The 20083-nt window shown below is 40.7% G+C and carries 18 protein-coding genes; 8 read left to right on the top strand and 10 right to left on the bottom strand.

What is annotated here, in order from left to right; all coding sequences use genetic code 11:
- The 3 genes from HMPREF2750_RS09700 to HMPREF2750_RS09690 are packed head-to-tail and all read right to left on the bottom strand — an operon-like array spanning position 1 to position 3017.
- Positions 1-552 (bottom strand): L-threonylcarbamoyladenylate synthase type 1 TsaC, encoded by a 552-nt coding sequence (locus HMPREF2750_RS09700; protein ID WP_070583766.1) that lies wholly within the window; start codon positions 550-552, stop codon positions 1-3.
- On the bottom strand, positions 549-1091 hold the full coding sequence (locus HMPREF2750_RS09695; RefSeq protein WP_070583764.1) for a DNA topoisomerase family protein: 543 nt from the start codon (positions 1089-1091) through the stop codon (positions 549-551). The genes HMPREF2750_RS09700 and HMPREF2750_RS09695 overlap by 4 nt, the downstream gene beginning before the upstream one ends.
- A 9-nt stretch (positions 1092-1100) precedes the next feature.
- Positions 1101-3017, bottom strand: coding sequence for an ABC transporter ATP-binding protein (locus HMPREF2750_RS09690; RefSeq protein WP_070583763.1), 1917 nt, complete (start codon positions 3015-3017; stop codon positions 1101-1103).
- A 139-nt stretch (positions 3018-3156) separates the two neighbouring features.
- Between HMPREF2750_RS09690 and HMPREF2750_RS09685 the strand changes: the two genes are divergently transcribed.
- Positions 3157-4194 (top strand): LLM class flavin-dependent oxidoreductase, encoded by a 1038-nt coding sequence (locus HMPREF2750_RS09685; RefSeq protein WP_070583761.1) that lies wholly within the window; start codon positions 3157-3159, stop codon positions 4192-4194.
- Positions 4195-4285: 91 nt separating this feature from the next.
- Here HMPREF2750_RS09685 and glpE read toward each other — a convergent pair whose 3' ends face one another.
- Genes glpE through ilvY form a run of 3 tightly spaced genes read right to left on the bottom strand, consistent with a single transcriptional unit; the run spans position 4286 to position 6390 of the window.
- Positions 4286-4603 carry a thiosulfate sulfurtransferase GlpE gene (glpE, locus tag HMPREF2750_RS09680; RefSeq protein WP_005627244.1) on the bottom strand — a complete coding sequence of 106 codons (318 nt, stop codon included), beginning with the start codon at positions 4601-4603 and terminating at the stop codon, positions 4286-4288.
- Complete coding sequence (gene rarD / locus HMPREF2750_RS09675; protein WP_070583760.1) at positions 4593-5480, bottom strand: EamA family transporter RarD; 888 nt, start codon at positions 5478-5480, stop codon at positions 4593-4595. Before rarD ends, glpE begins: the two co-directional genes overlap by 11 nt.
- A 31-nt stretch (positions 5481-5511) precedes the next feature.
- Entirely contained in the window at positions 5512-6390 is an 879-nt protein-coding gene (gene ilvY, locus HMPREF2750_RS09670) for an HTH-type transcriptional activator IlvY (protein ID WP_070583759.1), read from the bottom strand.
- Positions 6391-6552: 162 nt separating this feature from the next.
- Between ilvY and ilvC the strand changes: the two genes are divergently transcribed.
- From ilvC to HMPREF2750_RS09655, 3 genes are all read left to right on the top strand, one after another.
- A complete protein-coding gene (gene ilvC, locus HMPREF2750_RS09665; protein WP_070583757.1) occupies positions 6553-8034 on the top strand; it encodes a ketol-acid reductoisomerase in 1482 nt (493 codons plus the stop codon).
- Positions 8035-8105: 71 nt separating this feature from the next.
- Positions 8106-10316 (top strand): autotransporter outer membrane beta-barrel domain-containing protein, encoded by a 2211-nt coding sequence (locus HMPREF2750_RS10085; protein WP_070583755.1) that lies wholly within the window; start codon positions 8106-8108, stop codon positions 10314-10316.
- 54 nt (positions 10317-10370) lie between these two features.
- Complete coding sequence (locus HMPREF2750_RS09655; RefSeq protein WP_070583753.1) at positions 10371-11057, top strand: rRNA large subunit pseudouridine synthase E; 687 nt, start codon at positions 10371-10373, stop codon at positions 11055-11057.
- Between the two features lie 2 nt (positions 11058-11059).
- On the opposite strand, the gene HMPREF2750_RS09650 is transcribed toward HMPREF2750_RS09655, so the two are convergent.
- Together HMPREF2750_RS09650 and HMPREF2750_RS09645 are read right to left on the bottom strand one after the other, a co-directional pair.
- Positions 11060-11869: a hypothetical protein gene (locus HMPREF2750_RS09650; RefSeq protein ID WP_070583751.1), complete on the bottom strand. Its 810-nt coding sequence runs from the start codon at positions 11867-11869 to the stop codon at positions 11060-11062.
- Positions 11870-11932: 63 nt separating this feature from the next.
- Entirely contained in the window at positions 11933-12616 is a 684-nt protein-coding gene (locus tag HMPREF2750_RS09645) for a 2,3-diphosphoglycerate-dependent phosphoglycerate mutase (RefSeq protein ID WP_070583749.1), read from the bottom strand.
- Between the two features lie 186 nt (positions 12617-12802).
- Here HMPREF2750_RS09645 and envC point away from each other — a divergent pair, with 186 nt between their 5' ends.
- Both envC and HMPREF2750_RS09635 read left to right on the top strand, forming a co-directional pair.
- Entirely contained in the window at positions 12803-14035 is a 1233-nt protein-coding gene (gene envC / locus HMPREF2750_RS09640; protein ID WP_070583747.1) for a murein hydrolase activator EnvC, read from the top strand.
- On the top strand, positions 14035-14877 hold the full coding sequence (locus tag HMPREF2750_RS09635; protein WP_070583746.1) for a divergent polysaccharide deacetylase family protein: 843 nt from the start codon (positions 14035-14037) through the stop codon (positions 14875-14877). Before envC ends, HMPREF2750_RS09635 begins: the two co-directional genes overlap by 1 nt.
- 48 nt (positions 14878-14925) lie before the next feature.
- Here the strand turns inward: HMPREF2750_RS09635 and HMPREF2750_RS09630 are convergent, their stop codons facing one another.
- The gene (locus tag HMPREF2750_RS09630; protein ID WP_070583745.1) at positions 14926-15555 is read right to left on the bottom strand and encodes a response regulator; all 630 of its coding nucleotides are present in this window, start codon (positions 15553-15555) and stop codon (positions 14926-14928) included.
- 181 nt (positions 15556-15736) lie between these two features.
- Positions 15737-18241 carry a class I adenylate cyclase gene (locus HMPREF2750_RS09625; RefSeq protein ID WP_070583743.1) on the bottom strand — a complete coding sequence of 835 codons (2505 nt, stop codon included), beginning with the start codon at positions 18239-18241 and terminating at the stop codon, positions 15737-15739.
- Positions 18242-18377: 136 nt separating this feature from the next.
- Here HMPREF2750_RS09625 and hemC point away from each other — a divergent pair, with 136 nt between their 5' ends.
- Together hemC and HMPREF2750_RS09615 are read left to right on the top strand one after the other, a co-directional pair.
- Positions 18378-19310 (top strand): hydroxymethylbilane synthase, encoded by a 933-nt coding sequence (gene hemC, locus HMPREF2750_RS09620; RefSeq protein WP_070583740.1) that lies wholly within the window; start codon positions 18378-18380, stop codon positions 19308-19310.
- A 9-nt stretch (positions 19311-19319) separates the two neighbouring features.
- Positions 19320-20081: a uroporphyrinogen-III synthase gene (locus HMPREF2750_RS09615; protein WP_070583738.1), complete on the top strand. Its 762-nt coding sequence runs from the start codon at positions 19320-19322 to the stop codon at positions 20079-20081.
- Positions 20082-20083 lie beyond the last annotated feature (2 nt).

Raw genomic sequence — 20083 nt, 5'->3', positions numbered from 1 at the left:
TTATCCTTGTCTGAAAAGTTGGTTAGTGAGCAAATCGCGAATTTCCGATGGATTTTGAGCTTGACCAATAGCTTCATCAAGCACGGGAAAATCTGCCCCAAATTGGGAACGCACGGCATCTGCGCTGCGGCAAGGTGATTGACCGGTTAAGTTCGCACTGGTCGAGGTGAGGGCAAAGCCTGTTTTTTCGCACAAGGCTTTGACGGCAGGATGAGTACATAAACGCACCGCAATGCTATTAAATTGTCCCGTCAGAAAATGTGGAACTTCTGCCTTTGCCGGCACCACCCAGGTGATTGGATAATCGTATTGTGCCTGTAAGCGTGCAAGCTGTTCATCAGACAAACAGGAAAAATCAACAAAAGGCTGTAAAAAATACAAGCTCGACGCGACTAAAATAAGGCCTTTTTCAATCGGACGTTGTTTTAAATCGAGCAATTTTCTGACCGCACTTTCACTCAGCGGATTACAGCCCAAACCGAATACCGCCTCAGTAGGATAGGCAACCACTTCATCTTGCATTAAACGGGTGGCAATTTGTTGTACATTCATTTTTCGTTCTCAAAAATATGTCGGCAGCTTTTATTTGCACATTGCCACACTTGGTGTTCGGCATTTTCACTTCTTAATAGTGCTAGTGGAAAATGGCATTGTGGACAAGGAATAGCATAGGGTTTTGCTGGCAAGGAAAATTTGCAATGGGGAAAGTTATCGCAACCATAAAAGATTTTCCCTTGTCGTCCACGTCGAGCAACTAAATGCCCTTTATGGCACTCTGGGCAGTCAATGGATTGTTCTTCATCCTGTTGCTCATGCACCACAAAATCACAATCGGGATAATGGCTGCAGCCAATAAACATACCAAAGGCACCTTGTTTGAGTTGGAGTGGATTACCACATTGCGGACAGGTTTCATCAAGCTCTTTCAACACCTTATGTTCCACCTTATGCAAGGGACGCAAATAATCACAGGCAGGATAGGCTGTACAGCCTAAAAACAGTCCTTTTTTACCCTGTTTTATTTGCAAAGACGAGCCGCATTGTGGGCAATATTCTTCGTGTTTTGTGTGTTGGAAAAGACTTTGACTCATACGCTGTCCCTATGCTTGTAGCATTGCTTCCAATTCTTCTTGTGCCGCTAACCAATCCATTTCGACTTCTTCCAATGCTTTCTTCACCTCTACTTGCTGTGCCAAAAGTGCGGTCAATTTTTCTTTATTTTCCGCGCTGTAGAGTTCGGAATCAGCCAATTGGTTTTCAATCTCCGCAAGTTTGGAGGCATGTTTATTCATTTTTTCCTCCAATTGAGAGATTTGTTTACGAAGAGGCGCAGTTTGTTGACGAAGTTCGGCCTCGCGACGTTTTTGTTCCTTGCGGTTTTGCATGGAATTTTCATTGTCGTCATTTTTCTCCGAGGATTTATTTTCTGGCGCACTATTTTGTTCATTCAGCCATTTTTGATAATCCTCTAAATCGTCTTTGAATTCTTCCACTTTTTTATCGTGTACCAAATAGAATTCTTCCACCGTATTACGTAGTAAGTGGCGATCATGGGAAACCACCACTAAAGAGCCTTCGTAATCCACTAGCGCTTCGGTCAATGCCTGACGCATATCCAAATCCAAATGGTTAGTTGGTTCGTCGAGCAGTAATAAGTTTGGACGTTGCCAAACAATCAGTGCAAGCACCAAACGGGCTTTTTCACCACCGGAAAAGGATTTCACCGCTTGATTAACTTTGTCGCCATGGAACGCAAAACTCCCTAGGTAATCCCGTACCTGTTGCTCCGTTTGCTCCGGTGCGAGTTTCTGCATATGCCAGAGAGCGGATTCATCTGCACGTAGCGTATCAAGCTGATGTTGAGCAAAATAACCGAGTTGCACGCCTTTAGCTAATTGCACTGTACCAGAAAGGGCTGTGAGCTCGCCGGCTAACAATTTAATTAAAGTTGATTTCCCAGCGCCATTTTTCCCGAGCAAACCGATGCGCGAACCCGGTACTAAATTCAGTTTAATTTTACTTAAAATTTCTACCGCACTTTCACCGCTGTCATAACCTGCGCTCGCCTGCTCAATCATCACTAAAGGATTCGGTAAGGATAGTGGTGGACGGAATTCAAAAGTAAAAGGATTATCCACATAAGCCGGTGCAATCAGTTCCATACGCTCCAATGCCTTCATGCGGCTTTGTGCTTGTTTGGCTTTGGTCGCTTTGGCTTTAAAGCGGTCGATATACTTTTGTAAATGAGATATCTTTTGTTGTTGTTGACGATACATCGCTGTTTGTTGTGCCAATTTGGTTGCCCGTTGCACTTCAAAGGAAGAATAATCGCCCGTGTATTCGTTGAGCTTCTGATTTTCGATATGGAGGATTTTCGTCACAATCGGATCGAGAAAATCTCGGTCGTGGGAAATTAGTACCAAGGTGCCTTGATATTGCACTAACCAGCGTTCTAACCAAATAACCGCATCCAAATCCAAATGGTTGGTTGGCTCATCCAGTAATAATAAATCCGATGGACAAAGCAATGCTTGCGCCAAATTCAAACGCATTCGCCAACCACCAGAGAAAGATTTCACTGGTTGAGCGATTTCTTCTTGATTAAAGCCTAAACCATGTAATAAGGAAGCCGCGCGAGATTGGATCGTCCAAGCATCCAAGGTTTCTAATTGTCCGTGAATGCGCGCAATCGCATGACCATCATTACGTTCATTTGCTTCGTTAAGTTCCTGCTGCAAACGGCAATATTCGCGATCCCCTTGAATCACATAATCAATGGCGGGAATATCCAATGCCGGCGTTTCTTGATTCACCCAAGATACCCGCCAGTTGGATGGATAAGTGATCTCGCCGCCCTCTGGCGTTAATTCTTTTTTTAATAAGGCAAAAAGAGACGACTTACCGCAACCATTCTTCCCTACCAAACCAACTTTTTGTTTCGGATTGATGGTTGCCGTGGCATTCTCGAGCAATTCGGTTTGCCCGCGCTTTAGGGAAATATTATTAAATACAATCATTTTTTCGAATACATCTGAATTTGTGCCTATTTTGCAATATTTTTCCTTTTCTCGGAACAGTCTATTCCAATTTTATCGATATTTCTGCCAGAAAAAACGCGTATAATAATGCTCAACAAATCAATCATGAGGAAATAAAATGAAGCTCTCTATTCTTAATCTCGCCCCTGTCCGAGAAGGACAAACTTATTTGCAAGCGGTTGAGTCTATGGTAAATCTTGCAAAACATGCTGAAAATATCGGCATTGAACGATATTGGATTGCTGAGCATCATAATATGAAAAATTTGGTGAGTTCAGCGACCGCACTTTTAATTCAGCATACGCTAGCCAATACGAAGACCTTGCGCGTTGGCTCGGGCGGCGTGATGTTACCGAATCATTCGCCTTATGTGGTGGCCGAGCAATATGGCACACTGGAGACGCTTTATCCAAACCGTGTTGAACTCGGTTTAGGGCGTGCGCCAGGAACTGATATGCAAACGGCTGCAGCACTTCGTCGTGGACGAAACAGTCTGGATTTCCCTGCAGAAATTGCGGAACTTCGCGGTTACTTTAAAGATTGTAACCCTGTTTCAGCTTATCCTTCCGCTGGCTTGAATATACCGTTTTATATTTTGGGATCCAGCACCGAAAGTGCCTATCTTGCGGCAGAACTTGGCTTGCCTTATGCATTTGCTTCACACTTTGCGCCACGCATGATGGAAATGGCAGTGGAGATTTACCGCAAAAACTTCAAACCTTCTACCTATCTTGCTGAACCTTATGTCATCTTAGGTGTGAACTCAATTGTCGCCGAAACTGATAAAGAAGCAAGACAACTGGCGACGACGCAAACACTATTTTTCTTAAATGTAGTGACTAACGCACAACAAAATTTACAACCGCCTATGGCATCAGAAGAAGATGTTTGGAAAGCTCAAATGCACGCCCATAAGAAACCGCACTTTGGTCCAGTCGATTTTGAGGAAATCCCGATTTACAACCAAGAGCGTGCTGTGGTGGAACAAATGACTGCTTGTTCGCTTATCGGTAGTCCTGAAAGCGTGGATTTTCAACTCAAGCAACTGCGTGAACGGGTACATTTTGATGAAATTATGGCAGTGAGCTATATTTTTGATGAACAAAAACAAGCTCAATCCTACACGATGTTGAAAGCAATTGTGGATAAGCAATAGCGAGACAAAAAATAAAAAGTGCGGTAAATTTCACCGCACTTTTTGTTTATAAGGTTGATTAGATTACGATTTGATCTTGTTCTTTACTTAATTAATAAGCCGTTTCTATCGGTAAACCAGCTTTTACCCAACCATCAAATCCGCCAATGACGCTAAACACATTTTCATAGCCTTGCTCAACGAGGAAAGTCGCCACATTTCGGCTACTCACGCCATGATAACAACTCACGATAATCGGGGAGTCGAAATCCACCAATTCTTCAAATTGTAAAAAGCTTTGGTTAGTTAAATGAAACGCCCCTTTCGCATGGGAATAGGTGAAACGTTGTGGATCCCGAATATCAGCAAGCATGGCGCCATTTTGCACCATTTCCCAAGCTTGTTCTGGACTAATTTCTTTAAACGACATGGTTTGTTCCCTTTGCGCGCTGTTTATACACGCCATCAAAAATAATCAGGCTCATCGCCAATACTAAACAAATGAATAACGGATAGCTGTCCGCATCCATTTCCTCTCCAATTAAAAATGAAATAATCACCATCAAAATGGTTTCAACATAACCTAAAAGGCCAAGTAAATTCATCGGTAGCATATTGCTAGCAATCACGTAAGCAATTAATGCAGCACCACTAATAAGCCCGAGTAATACCAATAATCCCCAAATATTAGGATTTGATTCCTGCACTGTGGCAAAATCAGTTTGGAGCGCAAAGTAAACGCTAACCGGCAATAATGCGATCATTTCTAAGCAAAAGGCACCAAGATCGGTATTTTTTAAGGCTTTTCGTATGGAGAAATAGGCGGTGTAACCTACACAGATAACAATGGCTTCCCAGGATAATTCGCCTTTTAAGATGATATTAGAAATCACCCCCACTGCTGCAATTAACACGGCAATGAATTTCAATATTGAAATTCGTTCTTTAAAAATGATCCGCCCTGCGGCCACCATCACAATTGGCAACAATAAATAACCGAAAGAAACACTTAAGGAGCTGCCATTATTGGGGGCCCACAAAAAGAGCCACATTTGATAACCCATTAATGCGCCGCAAGTGATATAGGAAAGGGCAAAGAGCGGTTGTTTTTTTATGCGTTTTATATGTTCCACTAATGCCTGTTTCTGTTTAAACATGATGACGGAAAGGGCAACGAAAGGGAATGTAAAAATCATTCGATAGCCGAAAATATCCGTGCCGCTGAGTGGTTTCAGCAGCGTGGAAAAATAATACATATAGCCAAATAAAAATGAGGCTAAAAGTGAAATGAGTACGCCTCTTAACATAATAATCCTTAGGTTAATTCTACTTATTATTCTAGTCTAACATCTCCCAAAATGCACGAATTAAGGGGTTTGCCAAATTTCTTTTTTGCACACAAACGCCCAAATCAAATTCTTCTACCGGATTATCCAAATTTAAACGGGAAACTTCTTTTGCCATTGGACTATTATCAATTACTACATCGGGTAGCATAGCCAATCCAAAACCGAGCGCTACCATCGGCACAATGCCTTCATGACCTGCCACAGTAGCATAAATTTTCGGATGTTTAATGTATTTGCTACGTAGCCATTGTTCAATACGCTGCCGCGCCATTCCATCTAACGGCAAAATAAAAGGCATCTGCTGCCAATTGATGGGCTCTTCTTGCAATAATTGTGTGGCTAAACAAGCCACGCGAGGCGCAATTAATGAAAGGGAAATGTCATCAATCTTATAAAATTCCAATCCTGTCGGCAGATTATTCGGTTTCCCCGCCAAAGCAAGATCCACTTGCTCCGATTGAATGAATTGTACTGCAGAAGCGGGGTCACCTGTGGTCAGTTGAATTTCAACCTTTGGATAACGCGTACGAAACTTGGCTAACACCTGTGGCAAGTGGCTATATGAAGCCGTTACCGAGCAAAATAAACGCAACTCTCCGCTTAATTCCGCTGAATTATCTCGCAGTTGGCGCTTAAACTGCTGCCAGTTTTGCCATTCTGTTTTCGCAAATTGCAGAAATTTCTCGCCTTGTTCGGTTAAGCGCACTTGTCGATTATCACGAATAAATAAAGGTTGTTCTAACTTCTCTTCCATGCGTTGAATCTGGCGTGAAAGCGTGGACGGCGACATATGATTTTGCGTAGCGGTTTTAGCAAAATTTTGTGTATCAGCAAGATGAAGAAATATTTGGAGGTCTTGAAAGTTCATATGTATCGTTAAAAGCAAATGACATTGCAAAAATTGCAACACTAAGTGCAAATAATATCACTTTACGCAACAACTAAAAACCTTATAATCCACTTCACAACAAAAAACTATATTCAAACACAACCTCATACACATTAATCAACATCATAGAAAGGATGAAAAATGGCTAACTATTTCAACACATTAAATTTACGCGAAAAATTAGACCAATTAGGTCGTTGTCGTTTTATGGATCGCAACGAATTTGCTGACGGTTGCAACTACTTAAAAGGCAAAAAAATCGTTATCGTAGGTTGTGGTGCACAAGGTTTAAACCAAGGTTTAAATATGCGTGACTCTGGCTTAGACATTTCTTATGCATTACGCCCTGAAGCCATTGCAGAAAAACGTGCTTCATTCCAACGTGCAACTGAAAACGGCTTTAAAGTGGGTACTTACCAAGAGTTAATCCCAACTGCAGACTTAGTGATCAACTTAACACCAGATAAACAACACTCTAAAGTGGTGGCAGATGTAATGCCATTAATGAAAAAAGATTCAGCATTCGGTTACTCACACGGTTTCAACATTGTTGAAGTGGGTGAGCAAATCCGTGAAGACATCACTGTGGTGATGAGTGCACCAAAATGTCCAGGTACTGAAGTGCGTGAAGAATACAAACGTGGTTTCGGGGTGCCAACATTAATCGCGGTTCACCCTGCAAATGACCCACGTGGTGAAGGTATGGCAATTGCGAAAGCATGGGCAGCTGCAACCGGTGGTGACCGTGCAGGTGTATTAGAATCTTCATTTGTCGCAGAAGTAAAATCTGACTTAATGGGTGAACAAACCATTCTTTGCGGTATGTTACAAGCAGGTTCTATCGTATGTTACGACAAATTAGTTGCCGACGGTAAAGATCCAGCATACGCAGGTAAATTGATCCAATACGGTTGGGAAACTATTACTGAAGCATTAAAACAAGGCGGTATCACATTAATGATGGATCGCTTATCAAACAGCGCAAAATTACGTGCATTTGAACTTGCGGAACAAATCAAAGAAAGCCTTGGCTTCTTATATTACAAACACATGGATGACATCATCAGCGGTCACTTCTCAGCAACTATGATGGCTGACTGGGCGAACGGTGATAAAGACTTATTAGCATGGCGTGAAGCAACTGGCAAAACTGCCTTTGAAAACGCACCTAAAGCAGACGGCATCAAAATTTCTGAACAAGAATACTTTGATAACGGCGTATTAATGGTAGCAATGGTGAAAGCAGGTGTTGAATTAGCCTTTGATGCGATGGTGGCAAGCGGTATCTATGAAGAATCAGCTTATTATGAATCACTTCACGAATTACCGTTAATCGCTAACACTATCGCACGTAAGCGTTTATACGAAATGAACGTGGTAATTTCTGATACTGCAGAATATGGTAACTACTTATTCTCTAACGTAGCAACGCCAATTCTTGCTAAAGAAATCATCCCAACCTTACAAAAAGGTGATTTAGGTGAACCAACACCAGCAGTCGCTATCGACAACATCACTTTACGCGACGTAAATGATGCAATCCGTAACCACCCGGTTGAATTAATCGGTCAAGAGTTACGTGGCTACATGACAGATATGAAACGTATCGCAGTTGCAGGTTAATTATTAAATCGTTAAAATTTAAGCCAGCTTATTCAATAAGTTGGCTTTTTTTATAATCCCAAGGAATTAATATGAAAAACAACAAAATTTTTAACCGCACTTTTAAAATGAGTTTAGTCGCTGCAGCTCTTGGATTGGTAAATTCAGCGCTAGCAGCCGATGTGGCTTGTAATAGTAGCGGCGTGACAATTACTGGACAAAGTGGGGTTGTGTTGAATCAATGTTCGATTAATCCAACCAGTCCAACAAATGATCCTGAATGGGGTTCTCTATCCGCAGTAACAATGACAAACTCAAGCGGGCAATTAAATAATGTTAATGCTTCACTATCTATTCCAGCAAATAGACACGATTCTTTTGCGGTAATGAATATCACCAATTCCACAACTGAAATCAATGGTGGAACCTATAGTATTACTAATCCTAACAATGCAGATGCTAATGGTTATTTATTTGAGTTAAATAATTCAACGGTAACCATGCATAACTCAAAAGTCTTGATGGGTGATAACAACCAAGACTCCATATTAGAGGCATTTGCTCTGAATCAGAAGAGTAAATTAACATTAAACAATGTGAATGTAACATCAAACAATGATAGTTCTATTTTTGTATATGAGGCGGAGAATCAAGCTCGGCCAGAATTGATCGTTAATAATTCCAATGTTTCAATTCCTCAAGGTGGAATCATTGCTTTAAGATCTGGGGTTGGCGAAGTTATCAACAGTCACTTCTCTGCGACCTTTAATAACTCAACAATAAGTGCTTTTGCGCTCACTGGCGCTGAAAGCATTAAGTTAAGTGACACAAAAAGCCTTACAGAAAATATCCAACTAACCTTTAATAATTCTACTGTTTCTGGAGTTACTACTACCAACAGCAATAGCGTGCTCAATTTAAACTTAAATAATAGCAATTGGACAACTAAAGCTTTCACTGATGAAGATGGCGTGGTTCAAACAACAAGCTTAACTAATTTAGATCTTAATAATGGCATAGTAAATTTAGCCAATGATAACTACCAAGGTATCATTATTCGTGGCAACCTCACTGGCTCAGGCACATTCAATCTAAATACCAATATCGCTGAAAACAAAAGCGATAAAATCGTTGTTAAAGGCACTGCTGAAGGTAATCATAAAATTGGTGTAACTAACCAAGGTGCAAATATTGCTGATGGCAAAGTGACACTTGTAGAAACCAATGGTGGTAATGCGGCATTTAGCTTAACTAACCCAAACAATCGTGTGGATTTAGGGGCTTACCAATATTTCCTAACTAAAGAAGGAAATAATTGGGTATTAGCAAACTCTAAAAAAGCAGTTACCCCAACTTCTCCTGTAGCACCTCCTACTTCAGATAAACCTGCTGATGTACCAAGTAACCTAACTCTTTCTTCATTACCAGATAAAACATTACTTAAACCTGAAGCAAATGCTCAAGTTTCTCTTCGCCAAGCACAGTTGCTTTTAGTGGAAGATGATTTAAGTGGCATCCATCAACGTCTAGGTGAAGTGAAAAATGGTGAAAAAGGCAATGTGTGGGTTCGCAATGTGAATTCTCGCCAAAAATTAGCCGCACTTTCGACTGGTGAGAGTGAAACTTTAGGCTTTAAACAAAACGTACATAGCTTACAAGTAGGCGCTGATGCAGCTGTAACAGATAACCTCCGTGTTGGTGGATTTGTTGGTCGTAGCCAAGCTAACGTTGATTTCAACGGTCATTATGGTGATGGCAAAGTAAGAAGTAACAGCCTAGGCTTGTATGCAACCTATCTTGCAGATAACGGTATTTATGTAGATAACATCGTGAAATACAGCCGTTTACACGCTAACTCAAATCACACTGAAAAACGCCATTACAACGCTTATACGATTTCGAGTGAATTAGGCAAACGCTTTACTCTTGCGAACGATTGGACAATCACACCGCAAGCACAATTAGCATGGACACATATTTCATCACAAGAGAATGAAGATAGCTTATCTTCTGTTTATTCTCGAATTGGTTTACGTATAGCCAAAGGCTTTGCATTAAGTAATGGTTGGAATTTACAACCTTATGCTGAAGTCAATGCGATTACGAGTAAAAACCGTAGCAGTAAAATTCATTACGGCAAGGATGCGCTTGATGTTGCAAGCAGCCGTGGACGTTTTGAAAGTGCGGTCGGTTTAAATGCGGGATTTGCAAATCATCGTTTTGGTTTAGAAGTAAGTCGCGCTGACGGTAAAAACTTCGACAAACCTTATGCAATTCAAGCAGTTTATCGCTATCAATGGTAATATAAGAGGGCGGAATAAAATCCGCCCTTTTTCTCTTTTTACTGAATAAATAATATGTCGAAACCTTTCCCTTCCCGCGCATTTACAACCAAACGAACGGCAAACCCCACTCGTTCATTTAAGCCTAAAGCAAAGCCACTTACATTAGAACAGACGATTATCGTTTTATTTAACAAACCGTTTGATGTGCTGACACAATTCACCGATGAAAATGGCCGAGCGACATTAAAAGATTTTATTACCATTCCTAATGTGTATGCGGCAGGGCGATTGGATCGTGATAGCGAAGGGTTACTGATTTTAACGAATAATGGTGAAGTGCAACATCGTTTGGCGGATCCTAAGTTTAAAACAGAAAAAATGTATTTTGTGCAAGTGGAAGGTATTCCTGAAGAGTCCGACTTAGACAAGCTTTGTCAAGGTGTTGAATTGAAAGATGGGATAACGAAGCCGGCAAAAGTGCGGTTGATTTCAGAACCAGAATTTCTTTGGCCTCGTAATCCACCTATTCGTGAACGTCAAAGTATTCCAACGAGTTGGTTGGAAATTAAAATTAGTGAAGGGCGTAATCGACAAGTGCGTAGAATGACGGCACATATCGGCTTTCCGACATTGCGTCTCATCCGTTATCAAATGAGCCATTTAACACTTGATGGATTAAACAACGGTGAATATCGCCGTTTGAATGAAGAAGAAATGCGTGCGTTATTCAAACAACTTCATTTAAATAACGCACGTTAAGATTAGAAACGTTGAGCGGGTTGTGCGTTTTCAACTTGCACGAAAAAGCCTTTATCATTCAAGATAATACTGTAATCGGTAACATATTTAACGCCGTTGGTTTCCACTATCGCATTACAGCTGCGAATGCCTTGTTGTGGATAAGATTGCGTTTCACGGGCTTGCGTGATTTGTTTTACTGTCATTTGGGTGTGAGTAGCAGCACCTTGTTTTTTGAAGGCATCAGATAATACCGCAAAGACTTTTGAATCATTACATCTTGGTACGACGACGGATTTTGTCACCATACTCGCTGTTTTTTGTGCGACAGCATCTACTTTCTTTTCAGTCACTTTTTCAACAGCTTTTGGTTCCGCTTTCTTCACTTTGCTTTTAACCGCTGGTGTTTTTTTAGCAATCATCGTTTCAGATTTAGCTGATTCTTTAACTGCACTTTGTTTGCTTTTCGCTACCGTCTTTTTGTCTTTTACTGCAGTTTGCTTAGTTTTTTCTACTGGCTGTTTGCCTTTCGTTTTTGTCGGCTCTGTTTTGTCGGCTTTATTTGTCGTTTTATTTTTTATTTTTTCTTTTTTTGTTACCGCTTTTTTCGCTTCGACAATTTTAACTGGCTTTTTTGCTTCTGCTTTTTTGGCATCTGCTTTCTTTTTCGTTGTTTTAGCTACGGTTTTAGGCGTAGTGGCTTTCTTGGCTTCCACTTTTTTAACTGCCGTTTTCACTGACTTGGTTTGAGTTGATTTTGCTGTATGATTTGGCGATGCTGCAAAGGCCAAAACAGGTAACAAGGCAAAAATCACCGCGAGTAATTTTTTCATGTGTTATTCTCCTTAAACAAAAAGTGCGGTCAAAATTAACCGCACTTTGAAATCATTTATAAATTAAAGATAGTAGTGTTCTACGTAGTTTAATTTATCGTCAAGTTTTAACACTAACGGTTGACCGGTTGGGATTTCAAAATCCATGATTTCCGCATCAGAAATACCGATGATATGTTTTGCTAATGCACGAAGTGAGTTACCGTGCGCCACCACTAAAACACGTTTACCAGAAAGCATTGCTGGTGCAATTTGATCTTCCCAGAATGGTAATGCACGTTCTAAGGTTAATTTTAAGTTTTCTGCGTTTGGTACAACATCAGATGGGATGTTTGCATAACGACGGTCGTTATGGGCAGAGTTTGGATCTTTCGGGTCTAAATCTGGAGGAGAAATGTCATAAGAACGACGCCAGATATGAACTTGTTCATCACCGTATTTTTCTGCTGTTTCTTTTTTATCTAAGCCTTGTAATGCACCATAGTGACGCTCATTTAAACGCCAGTTTTTCACTTGAGGAATCCATAATTGGTGAGATTCTTCTAACACGATGTTACAGGTTTTGATTGCACGAGTTAAAACAGAGGTAAAGGCGATATCAAATTCATAGCCTTTCTCGAACAATTTTTTACCCGCTGCTTTTGCTTCTTCAACACCGCGCTCGGTTAAATTCACATCACGCCAACCGGTGAATAAATTTTTTGCGTTCCACTCACTGAAACCGTGACGAATGAATACTAATTCCATAAGGATCTCCTAAGTATTAATAAAAAATGAATGGCTCTGTTATAGCAAAAAATCGTTATGTTTAAAAGTAAAAAGGCGGCATTTACTGATCTTTCGCAAAAAAACGTCTGTAAACTTTTAGCCACTCAAAAATAATGCTAGTATTTAAGTTTTATTCGTCCCTTAATTTCTCTCAAGTTTAGATGTATGCAGCAAAGCAATCGTAGAAAAAAAATCTTATCAAAACTGACCGCACTTTTGGCTTGTGGTCTGCTTGGCTTTTCATCTTTCGCGCAAGGCAACGATCTCAATCAAATTCAAAAACAAATTAAACAACAAGAATCGAAGATCGCCGAGCAAAAACGCGCACAAGCTAAACTCCAAGCCAGTCTTAAAGATCAAGAAAGCAAAATTAATAGCGTTGTCGGTGAATTACGTGAAACAGAATTAAGCTTAAAAGAAATCCGCAAGCAAATGGCGGAAACCGAAAAGCAAATCAAGCAATTAGAAAAGCAAGAGCGTGTGCAAAAAGCGAAGCTCGCGAAGCAAATAGATGCCATCTATCGTTCAGGTGTAAATCCTTCTACCTTGGAAAGAATGCTTTCGGAAGATGCCCAAAAAGCTGAACGCATGAAAGTGTATTATCAGCACTTAAATCAAGTTCGCATCGATATGATCAACAATCTGAAAGCAACACAAGAGAGTTTAGCGAAACAGCGCGAGGCGATTTCAGGGCAACAAAAAAATCATCGCGATCAGCTTTCTACGCAAAAGAAACAGCAGCAAGAATTACAAAAAGCGCAACAAGAACGTCAATCTACGTTAAATGAACTCAACAAAAACTTAACGAAAGATCAAAATAAGCTGGAGACGTTGAAAGCGAATGAGAATGCCCTTCGCCAAGAAATTCAACGTGCAGAACAAGCCGCTCGCCAACAAGAACAACGTGAGCGTGAAGCTCTTGCTCAGAAAAAACAAGAGGAAGAAAAACGGACCTCAAAACCTTATCAACCAACCGATCAAGAGCGTAAGTTGATTAATAGCACCAGTGGTTTAGGTACGGCAGCTCGTCAATACAGTCGCCCGGTTTCCGGCCCGACGTTGTATTCCTTTGGTTCAATCCAAGCGGGTGAAGTGCGCTGGAAAGGTATGGTTATCGGTGCACCAACGGGTACAGCGGTAAAAGCCATTGCAAATGGTCGTGTTATTCTAGCGGGTCATCTTAACGGCTATGGTTATATGGTGATTGTGAAACACGGCGATAGCGACTTGAGTTTATATGGTTTCAACCAAGCCGTGTTTGTAAAACAAGGTCAGATTGTATCTGCGGGGCAAACCATCGCACAAGTAGGTAATACGGGTGAGCTCTCAAAATCGGCGCTTTACTTTGGTATCAGCCGTAAAGGAGTGCCTGTAAATCCAGCTGGGTGGATTAAATAATGGTGGCATTCTTTCAAAGTGCAGTCAAAAATACGATCATTTTTTCAACCGCACTTTTCTCTGCGTTTACTTTTGCACAAGGCAAACTGGCTATTGTAATTGATGACATTGGCTATCATCCGAAAGAAGATGCCGAAGTTTTAGCCATGCCAAAAGAAGTCTCCGTTGCGATTATTCCTGCCGCACCCTATGCCAAAATTCGCAATCAAGAAGCGAAAGCACAAAATCACGATATTCTCATTCATATGCCGATGCAACCGGTCAGCAATATTAAAATTGAGGAAGGTGGTTTGACTTTAGGCTTGTCCGAAGAGCAAGTGAATGAACGAGTGAAAAAGGCCAAATCTATTGTGCCCAATGCCATTGGAATGAATAATCATATGGGCAGTGCAGCCACAGCCGATGCCACATTAATGACTTATTTAATGACCGCACTTCGCGAGCAGCATTTATTCTTTTTAGATAGCCGCACCATTGGAAAATCAGTCGCGGGCAAAATAGCAAAAGAACAAGGCGTACGTGTATTAGATCGCCATGTGTTTTTAGATGACAGTGATAATTTGGCAGATGTGCAACGCCAATTTCAAAGTGCAATTCAATATGCACGTAAACATGGCACAGCCATTGCTATTGGGCATCCTCGCCCAAATACCGTAGCCGTATTAAAATCAGGAATCAAAAATTTACCCGATGATATTCAATTAGTCGGCATGGGAAGCTTGTGGCGAAATGAAAAAATCTTGCCACCTAAACCATTTATCTTAATTTTTAATGATATTCCTGCGCCAACTTCAGTCGAGCCGTTTGAGCCAATCCCTTTATTACGGGGCGTGCCAAGATAACAAAAAGAGCGGTTAAAAAACCGCTCTTTTTTATCGTTTGAAATTTACCTATCGACCATTTCGCTCAAAGAACAAGACGGTTGCTGCAACGCGTGAGTGAACGTTAAGTTTACGAAGTAAGTTACGAATGTGCACTTTAACCGTTTCTTCAGAAATGAAAAGTTGGCCCGCAATTTGTTTATTAGATAAACCTGTTGCGATTAAACGTAATACATCCATTTCACGATCGGTGAGTGAATCCATTGGATCAACAGTATGTTTGCGTTCTAAAAGAAGATTTTTAATCGAATCACTTAAAATCACTTCACCTTGTGCAATACGTTTAATTTGCTCAAGTAACACATCTGGCTCAGTATCTTTCAATAAATAGCCATCAGCACCCGCATCGATGAGAGTGAAAATATCATTTTTAGCATCAGACACAGTTAAGATCAAAATTCGTGCATCAACACCTTCTGCACGCAAGCCTTTAAGGGTATCTAAACCAGAGAGACCTTTCATATTCAGATCTAAAATGATTAAATCCGGGGATTCTTGAATCGCAATGGAAATGCCTTCTGTACCGCTTCCTACATCGGCAACGACTTCAAAATGCTCTTCTAATTCAACTAATTGTTTGATACCACGACGCATTAATGGATGGTCGTCGATAATTAATACTTTTAACTTTTCTTGCATAATATTCTCCAAGAGATAAGCGGACGAACATTCTATCGCCTGAAGGCGAAAACGTCCACAGCCTTAGATTATTTCTCAATAGATTTTCGAACGAAGGATTCTATCGGGATTTTGCCTATCTTCCAATGCATAATTTGCAGATAAATTTGATTTACCTCAAACAATGCTTGTTTTGATTGAGCTATTCGCAAGTCCTTTTGCTTTTAAATTTGAACGGCATAATACGCATGCCACTTTCTGTCGGATGCAATTGATAAAATTGAGGATAATTAAAATTCCGTTGCACCATTTTATACGGATTTTTACAATCTTTCGAGCCGAGTGATTGATAAATCTGATTCACTTCACGCACTTTATCATCTTTTGAACCTTCACATTGACGATAAATTTCGAGACGATTCTTTTCATCTAACAAATAAACGTTAAAGCTATTATCGGCATTATCCTCAAAGAAGAATTGTAAAAAACCTTCACTGGCAAACAAATCAATTTCAGGCGGATATCGACGGGCCTCTGGAATAATTTCTTTTTCTTCCAACTGAGTCGGTAAAACGTCCTCAAAATTGACCGCACTTTCTTTTCCACCATCAATAGGTTGCAAACTGATCCCTTTTTCTTCAAAGAAGAATTGCCAGTTTTTCCCTGCCACACGTAAACGGGAGTGCGTTGTTGGGCGACTGTCACCTAATTGAATACTGATACAACGGTTTACAAGTACGCTCACTAAGTTTCGCAATGTGCGGTTGTAGTGTTTACTGTAACAGAAAACCTGTATAGAACGAGGCTGATTCACACCTTGATCAATTTTATTAGAAAGCACTTTTAAGGCAAGCAAAATCGCATTTTGTCCTTCAAAATGTAAAGTTCGAATTTCATTCCACACATTACGGTAAGTGAAATCAATGCTGCCGACCAAACTCTGTTCTAACTGACCAAAACTGAATAAATCACTTGGCGAAATATTTGATTTAAGTTCTTCGACTTGAGCTGTTGGGTCATTCACTAGGTTCACTGCAATAAATAGATCGCGGATTTCACATTGGGACGAAAGCGCCTCATTTGTTGGCGCTTGACCATTTGTATGCGGGAAAAACAACCGTAAATCGGCGACAAAATTACGTAAAGTGAGTTGGTCGATATTTTGACTGATTAAGTGCAAATGAGTTTCAGCGGTCAACAAGCGATTAAAATAAGCCCATGCGACGACTTTATTTAAACTTTCACCGTATTCAATCACACGTTCTTTCGAGAACATCATATGATGTGGTGGCTGATTCACCATATACCACCCATCCTTAAAATTCTTATTGCCGCGAACTTCGATAAATGTGAGGTGATCTTCCGCTAAATTATGCGAAATCTGTGGATTCAGTAGTGTAATTTTACCTGGTAATTCTTCAAAAGCAGTATAAAGTTTGCGAGAAAGCACCGTAATATCTTGCGGAATCACGCTAGAATTAATTTTGTGTTTACGTGCAAAATCCACCAGATTTCGATAACTCATCATCAAGAAATTCACTAAATTATTGTGACTTTCTTTCACACGTTTGATTTTCCAATTTGGACGCTGATCCAATTCTTCAATGCGCTCTTTTGACCAGCCCCATTCTTGAGCCATCATTTTCATATAAGAAATACGCCAGTTTGATGCGTGATATAACGCAAAGTCTTCGGTGGCTTTCACATAAAAACAAGAACGTATGAAATCAAGACGCTTAAATTCTGAATGTGCGGTCAAATATTGACTAATTCTCTCTAAAATCGCGATATAAGGGTCAAAATGATGTGCAGCGGTACTACGACCGGAAAGTAAATCTTCTTTAAATTGACGAGCAATTAAATGGGCATTTGGGTATTCTTGGGCATAGGTTTCCAACAATAAGATTTTCATCACCGATTTATACGGTGAATCAATACCTTTATAAAGTTGCCATAAGCTCGCACCAAAATATTCACTGGCTGAGAATTGCCCTAATCCGCCAAAATCAACCCAATCATTTAGATTAAGCTCACCAGCCGCGACTAAACGCGCAACTTCGGCCTCATATTGCTTTTCATCTTCCACCCACAAGTGCAGCCACAATAATGGCTTGCCAGCAAGACGTACAGCGGAGCGATAAAATTCTTCCAACAGCAACATATATTGAGCAGAACCGCTGTTCTCTTTGGTTAATGGATCGGAATAACGCTCATTACGGAAGCGTTTTTGCGTCATCAGATAAAAATGCATTTCCACATGAAATGTGGATGCCCAATGGCTAATTTTCTTCGTTTTTTCTGCCAAACGTTGTTGATCTTGTTCAGACAGTTCGTCTTGGAGGCACACCCAAATATCTAAATCTGAAGCTGAGGTTTGGCTAATAGAGCCAAAACTGCCCATCACATAAATACCTAAGATCGGTGAAAAAACAGCATCAGAATTGACCGCACTTTGCACGTCTTCAATGAGCTCAGGATGTTCTTTTGAGAGAAAATTTTGCTGATAATTGGAAAGGATAAAACCGGCAATGCCTGCAGGGGCATCTTCCACATAACCCGGCAGAGTTGGATGATTAAGATGCAACAACAGCGGCACCAAAGAGACGATGTGTCGGAATGCATCACCAGAGCCCAATAATGCACGATCAAAACGACGTTTATCTAGAGTTTCGATACATTTTCGGGCTTGAGTGAGATCGTATTTCAAGGCTTCCTACCTATGACCATATAACTGGCATTACTGTACCACTTAGCTCATCATAAATCAAAAATTTAAATGATCTGACTTTTTGCCCCAAAAATGGTAGCATAGGGCATATTTCCATTCAAAATCAGTGATATTTATGGCAGTACTTAAAACCTTAAAAATTGCGACTCGTCAAAGCCCTTTAGCACTTTGGCAGGCTAATTTTGTAAAAGATCAATTAGAAAAATTCCACCCAACACTTTCTGTTGAATTAGTTCCGATGGTAACAAAGGGCGATGTCATTCTCGATTCCCCTTTAGCTAAAATTGGTGGAAAAGGCTTATTTGTTAAAGAGTTAGAAAACGCTTTACTCGAAAAACGTGCCGATATTGCTGTTCATTCAATGAAAGATGTACCGATGGAATTTCCAGAAGGTCTGGGCTTAAGTGTGATCTGTAAACGTGAAGATCCGCGCGATGCTTTCGTGTCTAATACATATCGTTCATTAGATGAATTACCGCAAGGTGCTATTGTCGGAACATCAAGCTTACGTCGTCAATGCCAATTAAAACAATTACGCCCTGATCTTGATATTCGTTCCTTACGTGGCAATGTGGGAACCCGATTAAGTAAATTAGACAATGGCGAATACGATGCCATTATTTTAGCCTCAGCTGGCTTAATTCGTTTAGGGCTAGCGGAACGTATTGCCTCGTTTATTGAAGTAGAACAGTCATTACCAGCTGCCGGACAAGGTGCGGTAGGCATTGAGTGCCGTGTTGATGATGAAGAAGTGAAAGCATTACTTGCGCCACTCTCAGATGCCACTACGACAACTTGTGTTTTGGCTGAGCGAGCAATGAATACCCGCTTACAAGGTGGTTGCCAAGTGCCAATCGGTGGCTATGCCATTGAGCAAAATGGCGAAATTTTCTTGCACGCACTCGTCGGAGAAACCGATGGCTCTGCGATTATTCGTGCGGAAGGTAAAAGTGCGGTTGAAAATGCCGAAGCATTAGGCGTGACAATTGCTGAACAACTTTTAGCTCAAGGCGCAGATAAAATTCTGGCGAAGATTTACTCAGCATAGGTAATCACCATGGCCGTACTAGTCACTCGCCCCGATGAACGAGGGAAAGCCCTCGTTGACCAGCTGAATCAAGCCGGTGTGGTTGCCTTGCATTTGCCTTTGCTTTCTATTGAAGCGGGTGCTGAGTTGGCCCAATTACCGACGAAACTTAATCAGCTAAAAAGTGGTGATTATGTGTTTTTGGTTTCAAAAAGTGCGGTCGATTTTGCGGATAAAACCCTGAAAGATATTGGCTTTAGCTGGCGTCAAGATTTACAATACTTTACAGTTGGGCATAGAACGGCACAGCATTTTTCCTGTCAAACTGAATGTACTGTTCGTTATCCAATAACGTCGGAAAATACTGAAGGTGTATTAAATTTACCGCAAATGGCAGAATTAACAGATAAAAACTTGTTAATTTTACGTGGCAACGGTGGACGAGAATTATTACGCGAACAGGCTATACTACGCAGCGCAACTGTTGAGACAGTCGAATGTTACCAACGCACGCCGATTAGTTATAATAACGAAGAGCAAACCAGTATTTGTATTCGTTCTGGTGTGCAAACCCTTGTGGTAACAAGCCTTGAAATTTTGCAGGCGTTAATCGAATTTGTGCCTGAAAATGAACAAAATTGGCTAAAAAATTGCTGTTTAGTCACGGTAAGTCAACGCATTGCGGATGTCGCAGTACAACAAGGTTGGCATAATGTGGTGGTTTCCGCTGGTGCGGACAATCAAAGTTTACTTAATACCTTACTTAATGAAGTAACTCCCCTTTCTCACTAAGG

Source organism: Haemophilus sp. HMSC066D02 (assembly GCF_001810545.1).
GTDB lineage: Bacteria > Pseudomonadota > Gammaproteobacteria > Enterobacterales > Pasteurellaceae > Haemophilus_D.
This window is presented reverse-complemented; position numbering and strand designations above follow the sequence as displayed.

Bases quoted from the DNA above. Each gene is read 5' to 3' on its own strand.
- HMPREF2750_RS09700 (WP_070583766.1), bottom strand. From the start codon at position 552: ATGAATGTACAACAAATTGCCACCCGTTTAATGCAAGATGAAGTGGTT.
- HMPREF2750_RS09695 (WP_070583764.1), bottom strand. From the start codon at position 1,091: ATGAGTCAAAGTCTTTTCCAACACACAAAACACGAAGAATATTGCCCA.
- HMPREF2750_RS09690 (WP_070583763.1), bottom strand. From the start codon at position 3,017: ATGATTGTATTTAATAATATTTCCCTAAAGCGCGGGCAAACCGAATTG.
- HMPREF2750_RS09685 (WP_070583761.1), top strand. From the start codon at position 3,157: ATGAAGCTCTCTATTCTTAATCTCGCCCCTGTCCGAGAAGGACAAACT.
- glpE (WP_005627244.1), bottom strand. From the start codon at position 4,603: ATGTCGTTTAAAGAAATTAGTCCAGAACAAGCTTGGGAAATGGTGCAA.
- rarD (WP_070583760.1), bottom strand. From the start codon at position 5,480: ATGTTAAGAGGCGTACTCATTTCACTTTTAGCCTCATTTTTATTTGGC.
- ilvY (WP_070583759.1), bottom strand. From the start codon at position 6,390: ATGAACTTTCAAGACCTCCAAATATTTCTTCATCTTGCTGATACACAA.
- ilvC (WP_070583757.1), top strand. From the start codon at position 6,553: ATGGCTAACTATTTCAACACATTAAATTTACGCGAAAAATTAGACCAA.
- HMPREF2750_RS10085 (WP_070583755.1), top strand. From the start codon at position 8,106: ATGAAAAACAACAAAATTTTTAACCGCACTTTTAAAATGAGTTTAGTC.
- HMPREF2750_RS09655 (WP_070583753.1), top strand. From the start codon at position 10,371: ATGTCGAAACCTTTCCCTTCCCGCGCATTTACAACCAAACGAACGGCA.
- HMPREF2750_RS09650 (WP_070583751.1), bottom strand. From the start codon at position 11,869: ATGAAAAAATTACTCGCGGTGATTTTTGCCTTGTTACCTGTTTTGGCC.
- HMPREF2750_RS09645 (WP_070583749.1), bottom strand. From the start codon at position 12,616: ATGGAATTAGTATTCATTCGTCACGGTTTCAGTGAGTGGAACGCAAAA.
- envC (WP_070583747.1), top strand. From the start codon at position 12,803: ATGCAGCAAAGCAATCGTAGAAAAAAAATCTTATCAAAACTGACCGCA.
- HMPREF2750_RS09635 (WP_070583746.1), top strand. From the start codon at position 14,035: ATGGTGGCATTCTTTCAAAGTGCAGTCAAAAATACGATCATTTTTTCA.
- HMPREF2750_RS09630 (WP_070583745.1), bottom strand. From the start codon at position 15,555: ATGCAAGAAAAGTTAAAAGTATTAATTATCGACGACCATCCATTAATG.
- hemC (WP_070583740.1), top strand. From the start codon at position 18,378: ATGGCAGTACTTAAAACCTTAAAAATTGCGACTCGTCAAAGCCCTTTA.
- HMPREF2750_RS09615 (WP_070583738.1), top strand. From the start codon at position 19,320: ATGGCCGTACTAGTCACTCGCCCCGATGAACGAGGGAAAGCCCTCGTT.